Source organism: Micromonospora sp. NBC_01739 (assembly GCF_035920385.1).
In the GTDB taxonomy this organism is placed as follows: Bacteria; Actinomycetota; Actinomycetes; order Mycobacteriales; family Micromonosporaceae; genus Micromonospora.
In genome coordinates this window covers 836,741-852,637 of the sequence record NZ_CP109151.1, presented here as the reverse complement: position 1 = coordinate 852,637, position 15,897 = coordinate 836,741, and the positions used below count along the sequence as shown (strand labels likewise).

The following is a 15,897-nucleotide window of genomic DNA, read 5'->3' as shown; positions in this document are numbered from 1 at the left end:
TTCTGCCCCGCATAGGGTCGGCACGGTGCGACCCGCATACGCCGTCTCACGGACTGCCGGTTTTCGGGATGCCAATGACGACGCCACGCGCCCGGTAGGGCCAGACGCGCGACGGCCATCGCACCCCACGAAAAGCTCATTCATATGGTGCGGGAAGTCACTTCACGGCTTTACAGCGCTACGCCTCTTTGACGCATGAACGGCACCGGGTCAACGGCATTGTTGCCGCCTTCGTGGATCTCGTAGTGCAAATGGGGGCCGGAGGAGTTTCCGGAGCTTCCGACGTGGCCTATCGGTTGTCCAGCGATCACCGTTTGACCGACCGTTACCGCCGGTTGCCGGACCATGTGGCAGTAGCGCGACATGATGTCGCCGGAGTGCCGGATGTCGGCGTACCAGCCGCACCCACCGAGGCCGGGGTACCCGTCGCTGTCGCACGGCATCGGCCCGCCGGTAGGTTCCCACGACTCACCCCCGACGTTGCACCGCACGCGCACCACCACACCGCCGGACGCGGCACGGATGACGGTGCCTTTCGGGGCCATGATGTCGACCCCGTCGTGGCCGGGCCGGTCGCCGGTGCGGAAGCCGGAACCGGCCGTGCCCACCACCGGGCGGGTCCACCCGGAAGCGCTGATCGGCGCACCGTCGCAGAACGGCAGCGTCCCGCCGGTGTACACGGCGACGATCTCGGTTGCCCGTGGCTCGTGTTTGGCGTAGGCGTCCGGGTACGCCGACCGTTGCACCTTCTGTGCCGCATCGGTGAGCGACAGCCGTTCCCACCCCGGCACCCGCAACAACGCCTCATAGAACGTCGCGGCGGCGTACGCGGGGTTCATGATCTGTTCCGGGGTGCCCCATCCTTGCGACGGTCGCTGTTGGAACAGCCCCAACGAGTCATGATCGTTGTTCGGGCCAAGGTCACCGTGGTTGATCAACGAGGATTCCTGGAGGGCGGTCGCAACGGCGATCACCCACCCGCGCACGGGTACCCGCATCCGCTCACCCACGGTCACGATCATCGAGGCGTTACGGGCCTGCTCAGCCGACAACCCCGCCGGGGTCGCGCCCGGCGCGGTGACCGTCCCGACGCAGCTACCCCCACCCCCTAACACCGACGACACCACACCGGCCGTAGCAGAGGTCAGCAGCAACAGCGCCACAACGAACCCGACCCCGACCCACAGCGCTACCCGTCCCACGCCGCACCACCCCCGCCCGGTGCGGGTAGGTCTGCCAGACTCACCCGGTCGGGATGCCCGACGATGCGCCAGACCGGCCCCGCCGGACCGGGCGCGGCGTGGTCTGCTGCGGTAGTCGCCACGGTCAGCCCGTCCGGTACCCCGGCCCGCCGAAGGTGAGCGTGCATGTTGGCCTCACGGGCGGCGGTAGGCAGCCAGAACAGCACCGGGTACGCGCGGCGGGGCGGTAGTGCGGCGTAGCCGGTCAGCTTGCCGCCCACCCGGCCCAGCGTTTCGGTGCCGAGGTCGGCCTCGACCCAGAACGGCACCGTTCGGCCGTTGTCGGACCACACGCCGTGTCCGTCCGGGCGGACCAGGTTGCCGCACGCCTCCCGGCAGTGTGCCTCGTTCCACCACCGCACCAACCGCGCGCCAGGATGCGCGCGGGCGTGTGCGGTGAGCGCGACGAAGAACCCGTTCACCGTGAGCAGGTGCGCCAACGTCGGGGACATCGCGAGCCGGGCCGTGGCGTCACGCACGGCCGCCGGACGGGGCAGCGTTTCGCCTCGTTCGGCCGCCAGCAGGGCCGCGCCGACCGGGCCGAGGGTCCACCTCCACGCTTGCGACCCGGGCCGCTGGTAGTGCCGGAACCGGTCGAGGATGTCCCTGTCGTGGAGGGTGTTGAGGCGGTTACGGGCACGGCCGACCGACCCGAAGGCCAGGTCGACGAGCTGACCGGTGGTGAAGGTCCGGTGCTGGTCGAGCAGGTCCAGCAGGAGCCGGTCTCGGGGCGTGAGGCGGCCGAGTTCGGCGGCCACTACGGACGCCGTGAGGCGGGTACTGCCGGTGGCAGGTGTGCGGGTAGGAGGGATATCTCTTATCAGTCGGTTCCGGTCCACCGGTCCTCCTCACCCCGGTCGACGTGCGCGTATGCCGTGTTCAAGGGGGCGTGTTCACCCGGTGGCTCGTGGTCGTTGCGTTCCTCGTTGGATCGCTCGTTAGACCTCTCGTGAGAACCCTCGCCCTGAACAGCGAAGGTGTTCCGACCCACCAGGTCACTGACCGCAGCGTCGACCGGGACAGAGTCTGTGGTGGCCGAGGCGGTAGCGGCTTCGCTGAGCAGCCGCCGCCGCTGCTTCACCGGCAGGCCGGTGTGCTCTCGGGCCGCGCGGCGCAGCTCGCCGGCACGCCCCGCGACGGCCGGCGGTGGCGGCTCAGTATCGACGGTGACCGGTGGGACGACCCGGCCACCTGCAACAGGGCGGAGGACGACCTCGTAGCCGCCGAGGCGGATCAGGTCCCCGTCATCGAGGTACGGCCGCAGGTGTCGGGCCTGGTCGATGGCGTCACGGGGCGCCAGGGCGAAGTAGACCTTGTTGCGGGCGTTGGCGTCGATCGCCTCTACCATGTCCCCGGACAACTGGCCGAGGTACTGATGGGCGAGGACGAACGAGGTGTGCAGGCCGCGGGCCTCGGCGAGGGCGTCATCGATGCCGATGGGCAGGTGCAGGAAGTTGTGGCACTCGTCCAGCACGATCATCGCGTCTGGGCGGTCGTCTTCGGGGATGCGGGCGCGGGCGGTGGTGGCCTGCCACAGCCCTGCGAGGAGCAGGGAGCCGACCAGGCGGGTGCCGTCCTCACCGAGCACACCCTTGGGCAGGCGGGCTAGCAGGACGCCGCCGTCGAGGATGTCGGCGAAGGAGAACGTGGTGGCCGGCACCCCGAACAGCGACGCCGCCATCGGGTGCGCCAGCACCAGGCGCAGCCGGGACAACAGCGGGGCCACGAGGCCGGAGCGCTGCGCGGCGGGCAGCTCGTTGAACCCTTCCCAGAACTCGCCGAGGGTGTTGCCCTCCCAAGCGTTCAGCTTGCCGGTAGCGGTAGCAATCCGTTCGGCTCGCCATTTGGAGTCGGACAGCAGCCGCGGTAGCTGGGCGAGGGTGGCGCCTTCGGCGTGGGCGAGGGTGAGCAGCCCGTGGTAGCAGATGTCGGCGGTCCGGTGCCCCCACCAGCGTGACCACACCTTCGCCATCACCGCCGTGAGGTTCGCGGCCACGTCGTGCGCGCTGCCGCCGTGCACACTCGGGTCGAGCAGGTTGATCGCCGGTGGCGCGGCCCGTTCGTCCGGGTCGATCAGGACGAGCCGGTCCCCGCAGGACTTGGGTAGCCGGGCGAGGAGGTCTCTGATGAGGTCGCCCTTGGCCGGGTCGAACGCGGCCACGCCGCGTCCGGCCTGCACGTCGTCGAGGATCATCCGCATCAGCAGGGTCGTCTTGCCGGTGCCGGTGGGGCCGAGCGCGTGGAGGTGGTATCGGCAGTCGGGCAGGGAGATCCCGACCCGCATTGGCGGGCTGGCGTTGGCGACACCGATGACTTTGCCGCCGAGACCGTGCCGCTCATCGAGGGGAACCAGGTTCAGCCGGCGGCCTTCCGGGTGGGAGGTGGGGACCGGGGCCTTGGCGTTGGTCGTGTTCATGGGGCGCTCCAGGCGGTTGGTGGTTCGTCGTCTTCGGTCGCGCCGGTCTCTGCTTGCGCCGCCGGGCGATGGGTCTCCCGCTCGGTGGTCCGGAAGATGTCGCGGGTGGCGGCCCGGCGGCGTGACGCCGCACTAGGTAGGCCGTAGGCGGCCGGTTCGGCGGGCAGCCCGGCGAGGGCGGCGGCCTCCGCGACGGAGGCGAGGCTCATCCGGGACTGCGGCACCCACCGGTCGGCCGCCGCGACCGCACCACGCCGGAGTCGGCGGCGGGTGAAGTGCGCCGACAGCAGCCCGAACCCGGAGCTGACATCAGCAGCGGCAGCGGACGCGGCGGCTTTGGTGGGGCCGGCGGCGACCGTGCGTACGGCGACGAGCAGGTGGGGTGCGTCGGCGTACTTCGCCCGCGCCTGCCGCGCCAGCTCAGCCGTGTACGGGTCGGTCGGATTGGTGCGCCGCTTCGGGCTCGACGTGCCGGGCGTGAAGATGTCCAAGACGCCGATGATCAGCGCTTGCATGCCGTCAGCGAGCCCGATTGCGCGGGATGTCCCTCGGAGGCGGCGAGCTTGCTGCGGGTTGGTCATCGCGCGGCGTAGCACCCGCAGGCGGTGGGCGGGTGCCCGACCGAGGTGGACTTGCAGGAGCCCACCGCTGGTACGCCCTGCCGAAGCCAGCCCACCGTAGACCGCCCGGAGCCGGTCTTCCTCCGGTGCGCCGGCGTCCACGCCTCGGCGCGGTGCCGGTGTGGTGTCCTCGATCAGGGGCAGCCACTCGGGCTGGGTGGGCCAGACCGTGAGGGCGGCGACGGCTCCGGTCGTCGGGACGGCCGGTGGGCGGGTCTGCTCGGCCCGGACGCCGGGCCATGCGCGTTGCAGCAGCCGCACCATGGCGGTCGGGTTGACCCCCGGTGGCAGCCACAGCCCGCAGCGCATCCCCTCCGGGTCTGCGACGACCTCCCACACGAGCCGGGCCGGGCGCAGCGACCACCGACGCGGCGCGGGCAACACCGTGGCGAGCAGCCGCCACAGGCCGACCGTCGCGGCCGGAGTGGCGGTCACCGGCGGGATGATCTCCAGCCACCGCGCTGCGGCGGCGTGCCGCCGCCAAACGCGCCGCCGCCACCACGTCCACCCGACCCGCATGGCGAGCAGCGCCGCCAGGGCGGCGAGCAGCAACGGCCACCGATCGCGGACGAGACGCCACACGACATCGGCGGTGTCGTCGCCCCAGGAGCCGCACAGCAGCTCGCCCACAACGGAGTCGGGTACGCCGCCCTGACCAGGTACACACCCGGCAGGCTCCAGAGGCGGCGACGGCGGGGATGGAGACAGGACAGGAACGGGAATCATCGGGGACTCCGATCAGCGGACGGAAGAGGCTCGCGGGCCGGATCAGCGGCGGCGGGCCGGTGCGCCCGTGACCGGGCCAGTGACGATCAACTCGTGCTCGGTCGCGGAGGCGTGGCTATGGAAGGCCACCCGCGCCGACCCCGCCGCGAGGAGCGCGTCCCCACGCTGGCAGGACAGAAGGAATGCCCGCTCGCCGTCGGTGAGTCCGAACGCCTCGGCCACGGCGTCGATCGCTTGCGGCGCCTGTCTAAGCAGGACTTGGGTGGCGGCGTTGGAGACGACGGCGCGGCCGGTCTTGGTGGCGAGCACGTCAGCGGCGTCCTGGGTGACGACGGTCAGGCCGGTGCCGTACTTGCGGGCGGACTTGGCCAGGGTCTCCAGGAACACGCCGCCGCGACCGCCGGAGAGCAGTTTCCACGCCTCGTCCACCAGCACCATCCGCAGGACGTCGGGGCGAGCGCCGGAGGTTGTAGCACTGCGTACGGTGCGCCAGATCGTGTCCAGGGTGAGTAGCGTGCCGACCGGGTGAAGCTGTTCGGGAAGGTCCTTGATGGCGAACACCACGAGGTGCCCCTGCGCGAGCGTGGTGGTCGGCCCGTCGAACAGGCCCTTCATGCTGCCAGCGACGTAGGGGTGCAGGCGGGCGGCGACTCGGCGGCCGGCGTCGTCGGTGTCCTCCAAGGCGGCCATCACATCGGCCAGCAGCGGCGCGGGTCTTCGCCAGGTGCGCGGGTCGGTGGTAATGCCCTTGGCCCGGTACGCGGCGAGCACCGCCACATCGAGGGAGCGGGCTTCGTCGCCGGGCAGGGGCGCGCTGACGGCGGTGTCACCGCTGCCCATCACGGTCACGAGCGTGTGCAGGAACCGCGCCCGGTCGTTGAGGGCGTCGTCGCCGGGCGGCAGGTCGAGAGGGTTGATCTTCACCCCCGGTGCGCCGAGCCGGATGACCGTGCCGCCGACCGCGTCGGCCAGCCGCAGGTACTCGTCTTCGGGGTCGATGACGAACGCCTCCACCCCGAGGCACAGGTTGCGCAGCAGGTCGAGCTTGGCCAGGTACGACTTGCCTTCCCCACTTCTCGCGAGGATGACGGCGTTGTAGTTGGACTGCGCCCACCGGTCCCACACCACGACGCCGGCCGAGTGCAGGTTCAACCCGAACAGCACCCCCATGCCGCTGTCCCCAGCGGTGTCCGGCAGGTCGGGACTGGTGAACGGAAACGCTGCGGCGAGGGCGTCGGTGTCGAAGACCCGCTTCATCCCGAGCGCGTCGAAAGCGAGGGGTAGGCCGCTGATCCAGCCCTGCAACTGCCGCCACGTCACCGGCGCGGTGTCCAGCAGCAACGAGGAGGCCAGGGACCGCACCTCAGCCACCCGATCGGCCAACTCGGCGGGGCTGGTGCCGTGGACGGTCAGGTACAGGCCGAGACGGAACAATCTCGCTTCGCCTCGCGCGACACGGCCGGCGAGCTCGGCGGCGTCGACCGCGGCGGCGTCGAGTTCAGGATCGTCCAGGCGGCCCTTGGCCGCGTCCTGGCGGCGGGAGGACTCGAACCGGCCACGCTGCTTACGCAACCGCTGCGAGGCCACCACCGGCGGGACCGGCTCGATGTGGAAAGCGGCGTCGACCAAACCCGGGTAGGACAGGATCGGCTCAGCCCAACCCGGACCGACCTCCGCCGGGTAGCCGACGACCGCCAGGGTGGCGGAGTAGCCGTTTCCGACCCGTACATGTCGGCCGTCAACCTCGACGGCGTCCGGGGAACCGGGCAGGACCGTAGCCGGCTCGGACAGAGCAGGCCGCCGCGTCGGCAGCAGTGCGGTAAGCAGGCTCACCGCTGGTCACCTCCATCAGTTGTGGTGTAGGGCATGAGGGCCGGGGCGGTGGGTTTGAGGCTGGCCGCGAGCCGCACCGCCGCGTCCGGCCCATCGAGCACCCGGGCGGGCACCTCGCAGCCGGCGAAGGCGCGCACCGCCTCAGCCTGCGTGTGAGCGGCGTGGTGCGCGCCGCGTCGGCTGCGGACGGCGACGGTGATCTGCCGGTGCAGCAGCTCGCGCCGCGCGGCCAGGTCATCGAGAAACGCCACGTGTGCGCGGGCGGCGTCCTCCAACGCCGGGTGCGGCAGCCCTGGCGCGGCGGTGAGGAACCGGTCGGCGAGGTAGGTCAGGTCGACCCGTTGCGCCCGCACCACGATCTGTGCTGGCCCGTCGAGGCTGTGCAACCAGCGGGCGAACCCCGCCACCAGGCCGTTCTGCTCGCCCGGGGTGCGCAGTCCGAACGCCACCGTTGAGGCGGCGACCAGGCCGGTGGTGCCGTCCGCTCCGAGATCAATCAGCCCGTCCGGCGTGATGCCCTTCGCGGGCAGCCTCAGCGGCGCGGGCATCGGTAACCGGTCACCCCGTCCGGCGGTGGTCTGCACCCACGCTGGAGCCGGGATGACCGGTCCTTCGACCGGCACGAGCCGACGCGGGCTGCGGCGGTGCCGGATCGCCGCGACGAGCCAGGCGTCGAGGCTGGTCCCGTCCCGACGGCCGACCGCGAGCAGGAACGCCACCGCCGCGACCGGTATCGCGCCGGTGAGGAACAGCACGGGGTGCACGACGGTGGCCATCGCCGTCCATGCCGCGTAGAGCAGCAGCCCCGTGACGGCGAGGATCACCAACTGCCGTCCGGACATGCCGAACGCGAGCCGATCGGGGCGCTCGATGTCGGCTGGCACCCGAGCCCTAATCGGGGCTTCTTCGCTGCGGCGGCTCATCGCTGATCACCCCTCGGTTTCGGGGGACGGGCGCCGCACAGGAGCGGACGACCGAGCCGGCGGCAGGGACGGGGACGGTCCGGTACGGACGGCGGTCGGACCCGCCGAGGTCGCACCGGCCGCCGGGGACGGCCTCGCCGGGGAAGGGGACGGGCGCGGCGGCGGGGTTGCCGACTGCCGCCCGTCCGGGGACGGCGGTACGGACGGGGCTGGTGGACGGGGCCGGGCCGTGCTGGTGGTCGGTGCCCGCCGGGCGCTGGCCACAGGCGCGGCGGCGGGCGTTCCCGCGTTCGCGGCGTGCCCACTCGGGGTGGCGCGCCGCGCCGCTGTGGGCCGCGTCGCCGGGGTCGAGGCACGTCGTGGCCCGCCGGCCGTTGCTGCCGCCGGAGCTGCGGAGAACACCGGCGTGACCGGCGCAGGTGGCCGGCGCGGGGCGCTCTGCGGCGCTGGTGCCGCCGAGAATGCCACCGCCCGTGCCGCGCTGCTGGGTGCGGCTTTCGGCGTCGTGGTGGTGGCGTCGCTGAAGGCGACTCGCCCCGGCGGCACGGACGGGGAGGGCGGACTCGGCTGGGCCGGGTCCGGGTGTGAGAACTGTACGGCCGGGTCACCGGACGGCCGGGACGGTGGCGGGGACGGGGTTGCCGGGTGGCTGAAGGTGGGGGCGGCGTTCGTCCCGGGCGGCGCGGGCAACGGCGTGTGGCTGGCCGGGGCGTGGCTGAAGGCCACCGGACCCGGCGGGGATGGCGGGACGGGAGCGGGTCCCGGACGGGGCGGTCGAGGTGGACGGGGCGGACGGGGCGGACGGGGTCCACCCGGTGACGGACGGGGACCGGGCGGACGAGGAGCCGTCCGTCCAGCCGTCCGCGCCGCGCTCGCGCCGCCCAGGACTCCGGCCGCCGCACCGAGCGTTTTGATCATGATGAAGGCGTGGACGAGTTGACCGATCAGTCCTCGGCCGTTGCGCTGCCCGAGCGGGCCGAGGACGAACTGTCGCATCCAGCCCGGCAGTTTGATCAGCAGCCACAGCATCGTCAGGCACACCACGATGCCGAGGAGCCCGTGCCCCGTCGCGGGTATGCCCATCACGGTCGGTCCGGCGGGGGTGAGGAACACCTTGATGCTGGCCATGACGACGATGGCCTGGCCGAGTTGCAGGCCGAGGCAGGCCAGGACGCAGCGCCACCACAGGTGAGCCACTCCCTCGGTAAGCGGACTGGCGTGACAGATCAACGCCGCCGGAGCGATGCCGAACAGGATGATCAAGGCGGCGAGCCGCAGCACGAAGGTGAACTCCAGGACGAGGCACATCACGATCACCGCGATGACCAGCAACGCCATCAGAAACCCGCCGCCTCGCAGGGCGTTGTCCACGGTCTGCCGGATCGCCGTCGCGGCACTCGGGCCGTCGATCGTGTTCCCCGCGATAGCGATCGTGAGCGCGTTGGTCAGCTCGATGGCCTTCTGCCCGATGATCAGGCTGCAATTCGCGAGGACCACGCCCACGGCGATGCGGGGTAGCACCTGCTTGAGGCCGTACTGGGTTTGCAACGTTTCCCGGGCGGTGACCAGGAACCCACCGGCCACGATGAACAACACCACCACGCCGTTGGCGACGATCAGACTGGTCGTCCAGATCGCCCTCACGTGCTCGTTGACCGTGAGGTCCGGGGTCGACAGCCACGATGCGCCGAGGGCTTCCATCACCGGCTGGAGAGCCTGCTCGGCGGCCCACACGACCAGGTCCACAACAGCTTTACGGACTTGACCGCCGACGTCGTACCAGGCCGGATCGTCATCGACTCCCTGCGCCGGCGGGCCGGGAGTCGGGGCCGGGCCGGGCGCGGGTGCCGGCGTGGACGGCGCGGACGGTAACGGCTCGGCCCCCGGCGGGCGGACGCCCGGGTCGGACACACCCGGCGTCGTGCTGGGCGGACCAGGTGCCGGGCTCGGCTGCGCCTGCGCCGGCCCGGCGAAGGCGAGGGTCAGGCCGGCGAGAAGCATGACGCCGAGCCACAGCAGCAGCACCCGCCGGACGACAGGGTGGGGTCGGATCGAGAGCGCGTCCATCACGCCACCCACGCGCCGACGATGGTCACGAACAGCGGCGCGAGCAGTGCGAGGGCGTAGCCGATCGCGGCGGACCGCAACGCGAGTTTGGCCTTCTCGACCTCGCCCGGATCGCCGTTGGCGGCCAGGTAGCGCAGGCCGCCAACGGTCAGGAACAGCGTGGCGACCGCGACGAGGATGCTGACAAGCCAGGCCCGGATCCGATTGGCGACCTGTTGGATCGACTCGGCGGCCAGCACCACCGAGGCGGGCTCGGCCGCGTAGGCGGCGACGGGCACAGCGGCGAGGACCACCGTCACCGCGGCAGCACCGAGCACCACCAGCCCGAGACAGACCGTACGAGGGGCATGTCGACGCAGGCGAGGAACGGTCAGGCGTCCCCGCCTGCCCGCCCCGAGGCAGCGGAAAGCCGCCACCTTGGGACGCGGGACAAGACGATGGTTCATGGGATCGGGCACCTCCAAGGACGCACGCCGAGGCAGCCCCAGGGCGGGGCACGGGGTGTGCGAATGGGCTTGGCGAAGGCGAGACCGGGCGATGCGCGGTGACCTGTGATGCCGACCGGCGCGGCCGTCCTCCTCACCAGACGTGGCGACGGGCCGGGGACCGTACGGGTGTCAGCGCCGTCAACGGGTCCGGTCGGAAACAGGTCACCTGCGCGGAAGAGTCCCGCACTAGGGGATTACAAATCCGAGCCCCGGATTGGAAACCCGCAGCTAAGGCAGGCTGCTTACGGGCGCTTCCGGCTGGTGGGCGTGTCGAGGACCAGGGTCGCGGTGGCCTCGTTGACCACATCGGCGTACGGGTCGAACAGTTCACCGGACTCGATCGCGGCCCGCAGCCTGGCGACGGCGGCGGTACGCCGCTTGTAGAGGTTCCAGCGGGGCTGGCCGGTGCGCTCGGCGTAGGCGGTGAGGCTGACCTCTTCCAGGTACGTCACGCCGATCAGCTCCGCCTCCTGCGCGGTGATGGCACCGGCGTTGACCGCGCGGGCGAGAACGAGATCCGGGTGGCCGTACGGGGCCGGCGGCACCACCGCACCCGGCACGTGGTTCGGTGCCCCGGACGAGGCCGGCTCCAGATCCCGCAACTCGGTACGGGCCTTGGAGAACGCGGCGGACAGCAGGTTGCCGACCACACCCGGCCTGGCCAGGTCGACCGTGCTGAGCGCGCGAAGGAAGTGCTCGACGATGGCGGCCTGCACGTCGCCGGTGAACAGCTTGGCCAGCAGGTACGCCTTGAACCGCAGGCCCGGCAACGCGACACCAACGGCACCGGCATGCCACGCCGGGTCACCGGTACGGGCGCGCTGCACCAGCAGCCGCCATACCGCGTCCCGGGCGGCGTAGCCGCAGGACGGGTGCATCAGGATCACCGACAGCTCGGACAGGGCGATGGCCCGGCGGGGCAGGCCGTGGCCGAGGCTGCGGCCGTCCACCGACAGCGGGCTCGGCCCCTGCCCCATCAGCCGGAACCGGTACTCGATGTCGTTGAGCAACGTCTCGCCAGGCCGGGAAATGGCCGAGGCTGTGACAGGGGTACGACGGTCCATGGTGGTGCTCCCTCGTGATGACCGTGTGCCGTCCGGCGGGAATGCCGGTCGGCGCTGAACCACCACGCCACCAGGACCCTTGAACAGATCATGAACACTGCTGATCTTGTTCAAGGCGTCTCGACACGTGTTCAACCCCGCAATCACCGACTCCCGACAATGCGCTTCGGTATCAGTCGGGCGACACCACGCGCCCCTGTGTGCAACGCACGGTCAGGTTGTTCAAGAGCGCCTGTGTCAGTCGCAGCCGCTTCGAGGGCGGCCCCTTGAACACGCACCCGCCTACGGCGGGGCGCGAGGGGCTCCCGCCGGGTGCACCGCATCTCATTGCGATCTTGTTCAACACCCTGAGGCGATCAGCCGGGCTCACGTTCAACCCAAAGATGATCTTGTTCCAGCGAGTAAGGATCTTGTTCAACCAGTCGCCGATCGCGTCGGCGATCCTCGCCGCTTGCGCGCTGCCGACAACTAGGGCCTCGGGCGGCCTGAGCTGCGTGTTCAAGCCGTTGAGAATCTTGTTCAACGGGGCGGTGGCGGCAGACGCGCCTTCGTCGGCGCGGAGCGCGGTTTCCAATCCGAGGCCCGGATTTGTAATCCCCTAGTGTCAGCGCTCGTCGGCGGACGTGGCCCACACGCCCATGCCGAAGCCCCGCTCCACCGCCCCCGGTGACCGGCCACAGCCGGCACCGGTAGGACTGCTCCTTCCCTCCACCCGCGTCCCACGCACGCCCGATCCAGACGTTTCCGACTGGCACGGGCTGTCCCCGAGCCAGCTCGCCTACCTCATCCGCCGATACACCGACGCCGGTGACGTGGTGCTCGACCTCGACGCACACCCCACCGCCATCGCCGCGACCGCCTACCTGCGCCGGATACCGGCCCGGCTGTCCACCGGTCGTCACGGCCCGCGCGTGCTGCTACCGCCGGTGCCCAGCCGCCGGAACCGCCTCGTGGCGCGCCGAACCGGTGCCTGTGTCGACCTGATGATGGCGACGCTGCCGCTCGGAACCGAGCGCCGCGCGCCGGACGGCGCGGCCACGGCGATGAGCACTTGGCAGCCTCTGCTGCGTCCCGGCGGGTTCCTGCTCGTCGGACTCACCACCGCACCGCCCCACCCGGGCGCGGTCAGCCATCGCGCCACGGTCATCGCCGCCGCCCGCGCCGCCGGTTTCTTCTACCACCAGCACATCCCCGCCGTCCTTGTCCCGCTTGTCGAACACGAGCCACGCACCGCCCCGGAGCGCCCCGACGAAGCCGACGACGGCCGGCGTCTACTCGCCGGCCGTCACCTGCCGACGTTCCGGGACTTGGTCGTGTTCGGCACCACCGCCACCGGTGAGGAGATCGCCCGTGCCTGAGCCTCGTCCGCGGTTGCGCACCGCCGGCCCTCACGACTCCGCCCTACATTCCGGCGCGTCCGACCTGGCGGCCCGGCTCGCCGAGGGCTACCTCGGTGCCGTCTGGCTCACCGGCCAAACCGCGTCGCGGGACCTGCGGCGCGGCCGATACACCCCGGAGTCGTTGACGCACCCCGGCAAGATGCTGCCGACTATCCCCCGGTACGCCATCCGCACCTACACCAACCCTGGTGACGTGGTGCTCGACCCCATGGCCGGCATCGGCACCACCGTCATCGAGGCCATGCACCTCGGCCGACACGGTGTCGGCGTCGAGTACGAAGCCGAATGGGTCGCCAAGGCAGCGGACAACATCCGTCACACCGTGCAGGCCGGGGTGCCGGGCCGGGGCGAGATTTACCACGGCGACTCGACCACCCTGCCGACCCTGCTGCCGGCGAACCTGCACGGACAGGTCTCCCTGGTGATCACCTCACCGCCATACGGACCATCCACCCACGGCCACGTCCGTACTCCCGGACCGAGACGCGGCAAGGTCCGCAAGATCAACCACAAGTACGGCGGCGGCGACAACCTCGCCTACCGCAGTCACGGCGAGCTGGCTGACGGGTTCACCGCAATCCTCGCTGGCTGCCGGACGGTGCTGCGGCCCGGTGGACATGTCGTGGTCACCGCCCGGCCCTACCGCCGCCACGGCGAACTCATCGACATCCCCGGCATGGTCGTCGCCGCCGGCATCAACGCCGGCCTCGAACTGGTCGAGGAGTGCATCGCCCTCATCTGCGGCGTCCGCGACGGCGTGGTCATCCCCCGAGCCTCGTTCTTCCAGCAGAAGAACATCCGCGACGCCATCGCCACCGGCGACCCGCAATGGCTCGTTCAGCACGAAGACGTGGTGATCCTGAGGGCGTCGTCTGATGACTGATCGCCTGTCAGAGCAACCGGCTACAACCTCCGTGACGAGACCGGCGCCGACCGTCGAGTTCCGTACCGAACCGGAGCTGAACGACGCCGTGGCCCGTGCGCTGCTGACGTTGCTGCAACGCTCGTCAGCCAGGAGCCGCCAGAGCCCGATCGAGTCCACTGACGCTTGATCGCTTCATGCCGGTATGCGTGGATCTGGTTGATGGCGCGTCCGCCGGCTACCCAATGCCTGGGTGTCCGGCGGACGCGCACCCCTCAACGTCCCGGAAGGCATGTTCTGTGACCATCGACGTACCCCGCATCGAAGAAACTGCCGCTGCCCTGCTCGCCGGCCACGAATATCAGCGGTTCGCGTTCTACGGCCGCGTATCCACGGAGGACCAGCAAGACCCTGTAGCGTCAAGAAACTGGCAGCGCACGCGCGCTACCGGCCTCATCGAACCGGTCAGCGGCATCATCGTCGCCGAGTTCTTCGACATCGGCTTGTCCCGCTCCCTGCCATGGAAGCGACGTCCCCACGCTGCCAGGCTGCTCGACGCCCTTGTCAACCCGAACCGTGGCTTCGACGCGGTCGTGATCGGCGAGCCTCAGCGCGCCTTCTACGGCAACCAGTACAGCCTGACCATGCCCGTCTTCTCCCACTATGGCGTCGGACTTTGGGTACCAGAGGTCGGCGGCGCGATCGACCCCGAGTCCGAAGCGCATGACCTGATCATGAGCGTGTTCGGCGGCATGTCCAAGGGCGAGCGCACTCGCGTGAAGGTCCGCGTCCGCACCGCGATGACCTCCCAGGCGAAAATCGAAGGCCGGTTCCTCGGCGGACGCCCGCCCTATGGGTACCGGCTCGCCGACGCCGGACCGCACCCGAACCCGGGCAAGGCCGCTGACGGCCGCCGCCTGCACAAGCTCGAACCTGACCCGGCCACCGCGCCTGTCGTACGGCGGATCTTCGCCATGTATCTCGCCAACAACGGCTACTTTGCCATCGCCGAGGCGCTCACCCGCGACGGCATCCCGTCACCATCCGCCGCCGACCCCGCCCGCAACCCACACCGCACCGGCGAGGGCTGGGCCAAGAGCGCCGTCAAGAACATCCTGTCCAACCCCCGCTACACCGGCCGGCAGGTCTGGAACAAACAGCGCAAGGACGAGGTACTCCTCGACGTCAACGACGTCGCCCTCGGCTACGAAACCCGCATGCGCTGGAACGACAAGACCTCCTGGGTGTGGTCCGACACCATCGCTCACCCACCGCTCGTCACCGTCAACGACTTCGAACTAGTTCAGACGATCATGGCGGCCAGCGGACGAGGCCGCACTGGCAACCAACAGCGGAAGGTACGCCGCCACTACCTCCTCCGCGGACTCATGCTCTGTGGACTGTGCGGACGCAAGATGCAAAGTCATCAAGCCCACGAGACCGCCTACTACCGGTGTCGCTACCCCAACGAGTACGCCCTCGCCAACCACGTCCAGCACCCCCGCAACGTCTACGTCTCGGAACGAGACATCGTCCCCGCCCTCGACAACTGGCTCCTCACCGCGTTCGCCCCGCACCGACTGACGGACACGATTCGCCGACTCCACGCCGCCCAACCCGACACCGGTCCCAGCATCGTCGTGCCGGAGATCACCGCCGCCAACAAGATCATCGCGGCATGCGACGCCAAACTCCTTCAGTACCGCGCCATCGCAGACGCCGGAGGCGACCCCGCCACCGTCGCCGCATGGATGGCCGAGGTCAACGCCCAACGCGCCGCCGCCCTCACTCAACGCGACCAAGCGGCAGCACAAGCACAAGCACCCCGCCGCCTCACCGAGGACGACATCCGACACCTCGTCGGCAGCCTCGACGACATCCGCAACACCCTGCGGAACGCCCACCACCAGGACAAGGGCAACGTCTACCGCGAGCTAAAGCTCGCCCTCACCTACAACCCCGGCCAAAACAAAATCAGCGTCGAGGCTAAGCCTGACGCTGATTACTGTGGGGTAACTGTACGTGTCCGAGGGGGGACTTGAACCCCCACGCCCTATACGGGCACTAGCACCTCAAGCTAGCGCGTCTGCCATTCCGCCACCCGGACTTGCTTCGTTCAGCCTACTCTGCCGCCCTCGGTGGTCCACCATCCGAGGGCGGCCCAGTGGGCCGCACGGGGAGTTACTGTACACGCCCCAGATGGATCATGCACATCGGCGTCCGCCGCCCGCCGGTGCGCGAGCAGCCGGGGTTGTGG

Annotated in this window: 13 protein-coding genes and 1 tRNA gene; 3 read left to right on the top strand and 11 right to left on the bottom strand. The window is 70.5% G+C overall.

What is annotated here, in order from left to right:
• Positions 1 to 170: 170 nt before the first annotated feature.
• From OIE53_RS03780 to OIE53_RS03735, 10 genes are all read right to left on the bottom strand, one after another.
• Positions 171 to 1,202: a M23 family metallopeptidase gene (locus OIE53_RS03780; protein ID WP_327025158.1), complete on the bottom strand. Its 1,032-nt coding sequence runs from the start codon at positions 1,200 to 1,202 to the stop codon at positions 171 to 173.
• On the bottom strand, positions 1,190 to 1,999 hold the full coding sequence (locus OIE53_RS03775; protein ID WP_327025157.1) for a replication-relaxation family protein: 810 nt from the start codon (positions 1,997 to 1,999) through the stop codon (positions 1,190 to 1,192). The genes OIE53_RS03780 and OIE53_RS03775 overlap by 13 nt, the downstream gene beginning before the upstream one ends.
• Positions 2,000 to 2,061: 62 nt before the next feature.
• Positions 2,062 to 3,657: a type IV secretory system conjugative DNA transfer family protein gene (locus OIE53_RS03770; RefSeq protein WP_327025155.1), complete on the bottom strand. Its 1,596-nt coding sequence runs from the start codon at positions 3,655 to 3,657 to the stop codon at positions 2,062 to 2,064.
• Complete coding sequence (locus OIE53_RS03765) at positions 3,654 to 4,907, bottom strand: hypothetical protein (protein ID WP_327025154.1); 1,254 nt, start codon at positions 4,905 to 4,907, stop codon at positions 3,654 to 3,656. The genes OIE53_RS03770 and OIE53_RS03765 overlap by 4 nt, the downstream gene beginning before the upstream one ends.
• A gap of 138 nt (positions 4,908 to 5,045) precedes the next feature.
• Complete coding sequence (locus tag OIE53_RS03760) at positions 5,046 to 6,836, bottom strand: VirB4 family type IV secretion system protein (RefSeq protein WP_327025153.1); 1,791 nt, start codon at positions 6,834 to 6,836, stop codon at positions 5,046 to 5,048.
• Positions 6,833 to 7,759 carry a PrgI family protein gene (locus tag OIE53_RS03755; protein WP_327025152.1) on the bottom strand — a complete coding sequence of 309 codons (927 nt, stop codon included), beginning with the start codon at positions 7,757 to 7,759 and terminating at the stop codon, positions 6,833 to 6,835. The genes OIE53_RS03760 and OIE53_RS03755 overlap by 4 nt, the downstream gene beginning before the upstream one ends.
• A 6-nt stretch (positions 7,760 to 7,765) precedes the next feature.
• Positions 7,766 to 9,826: a hypothetical protein gene (locus tag OIE53_RS03750; RefSeq protein WP_442791375.1), complete on the bottom strand. Its 2,061-nt coding sequence runs from the start codon at positions 9,824 to 9,826 to the stop codon at positions 7,766 to 7,768.
• Positions 9,826 to 10,272 (bottom strand): pilin, encoded by a 447-nt coding sequence (locus OIE53_RS03745; RefSeq protein WP_327025150.1) that lies wholly within the window; start codon positions 10,270 to 10,272, stop codon positions 9,826 to 9,828. Before OIE53_RS03745 ends, OIE53_RS03750 begins: the two co-directional genes overlap by 1 nt.
• A 284-nt stretch (positions 10,273 to 10,556) precedes the next feature.
• Positions 10,557 to 11,378, bottom strand: a complete 822-nt coding sequence (locus tag OIE53_RS03740; protein ID WP_327025149.1) for a hypothetical protein — start codon at positions 11,376 to 11,378, stop codon at positions 10,557 to 10,559.
• A gap of 172 nt (positions 11,379 to 11,550) precedes the next feature.
• Positions 11,551 to 11,952, bottom strand: a complete 402-nt coding sequence (locus OIE53_RS03735) for a hypothetical protein (RefSeq protein WP_327025148.1) — start codon at positions 11,950 to 11,952, stop codon at positions 11,551 to 11,553.
• A gap of 64 nt (positions 11,953 to 12,016) precedes the next feature.
• Between OIE53_RS03735 and OIE53_RS03730 the strand changes: the two genes are divergently transcribed.
• The 3 genes from OIE53_RS03730 (at position 12,017) to OIE53_RS03720 (ending at position 15,682) form a co-directional block, all read left to right on the top strand.
• Positions 12,017 to 12,736 carry a hypothetical protein gene (locus tag OIE53_RS03730; RefSeq protein ID WP_327027069.1) on the top strand — a complete coding sequence of 240 codons (720 nt, stop codon included), beginning with the start codon at positions 12,017 to 12,019 and terminating at the stop codon, positions 12,734 to 12,736.
• Positions 12,729 to 13,661 carry a TRM11 family SAM-dependent methyltransferase gene (locus OIE53_RS03725; RefSeq protein ID WP_327025147.1) on the top strand — a complete coding sequence of 311 codons (933 nt, stop codon included), beginning with the start codon at positions 12,729 to 12,731 and terminating at the stop codon, positions 13,659 to 13,661. Before OIE53_RS03730 ends, OIE53_RS03725 begins: the two co-directional genes overlap by 8 nt.
• A gap of 278 nt (positions 13,662 to 13,939) precedes the next feature.
• Positions 13,940 to 15,682 (top strand): recombinase family protein, encoded by a 1,743-nt coding sequence (locus tag OIE53_RS03720; protein WP_327025146.1) that lies wholly within the window; start codon positions 13,940 to 13,942, stop codon positions 15,680 to 15,682.
• On the opposite strand, the gene OIE53_RS03715 is transcribed toward OIE53_RS03720, so the two are convergent.
• Positions 15,664 to 15,747 (bottom strand) — tRNA-Leu (locus tag OIE53_RS03715). The genes OIE53_RS03720 and OIE53_RS03715 overlap by 19 nt on opposite strands.
• Positions 15,748 to 15,897 lie beyond the last annotated feature (150 nt).

Bases quoted from the DNA above. Each gene is read 5' to 3' on its own strand.
- OIE53_RS03770 (WP_327025155.1), bottom strand. From the start codon at position 3,657: ATGAACACGACCAACGCCAAGGCCCCGGTCCCCACCTCCCACCCGGAA.
- OIE53_RS03740 (WP_327025149.1), bottom strand. From the start codon at position 11,378: ATGGACCGTCGTACCCCTGTCACAGCCTCGGCCATTTCCCGGCCTGGC.
- OIE53_RS03730 (WP_327027069.1), top strand. From the start codon at position 12,017: ATGCCGAAGCCCCGCTCCACCGCCCCCGGTGACCGGCCACAGCCGGCA.
- OIE53_RS03755 (WP_327025152.1), bottom strand. From the start codon at position 7,759: ATGAGCCGCCGCAGCGAAGAAGCCCCGATTAGGGCTCGGGTGCCAGCC.
- OIE53_RS03750 (WP_442791375.1), bottom strand. From the start codon at position 9,826: ATGGACGCGCTCTCGATCCGACCCCACCCTGTCGTCCGGCGGGTGCTG.
- OIE53_RS03745 (WP_327025150.1), bottom strand. From the start codon at position 10,272: ATGAACCATCGTCTTGTCCCGCGTCCCAAGGTGGCGGCTTTCCGCTGC.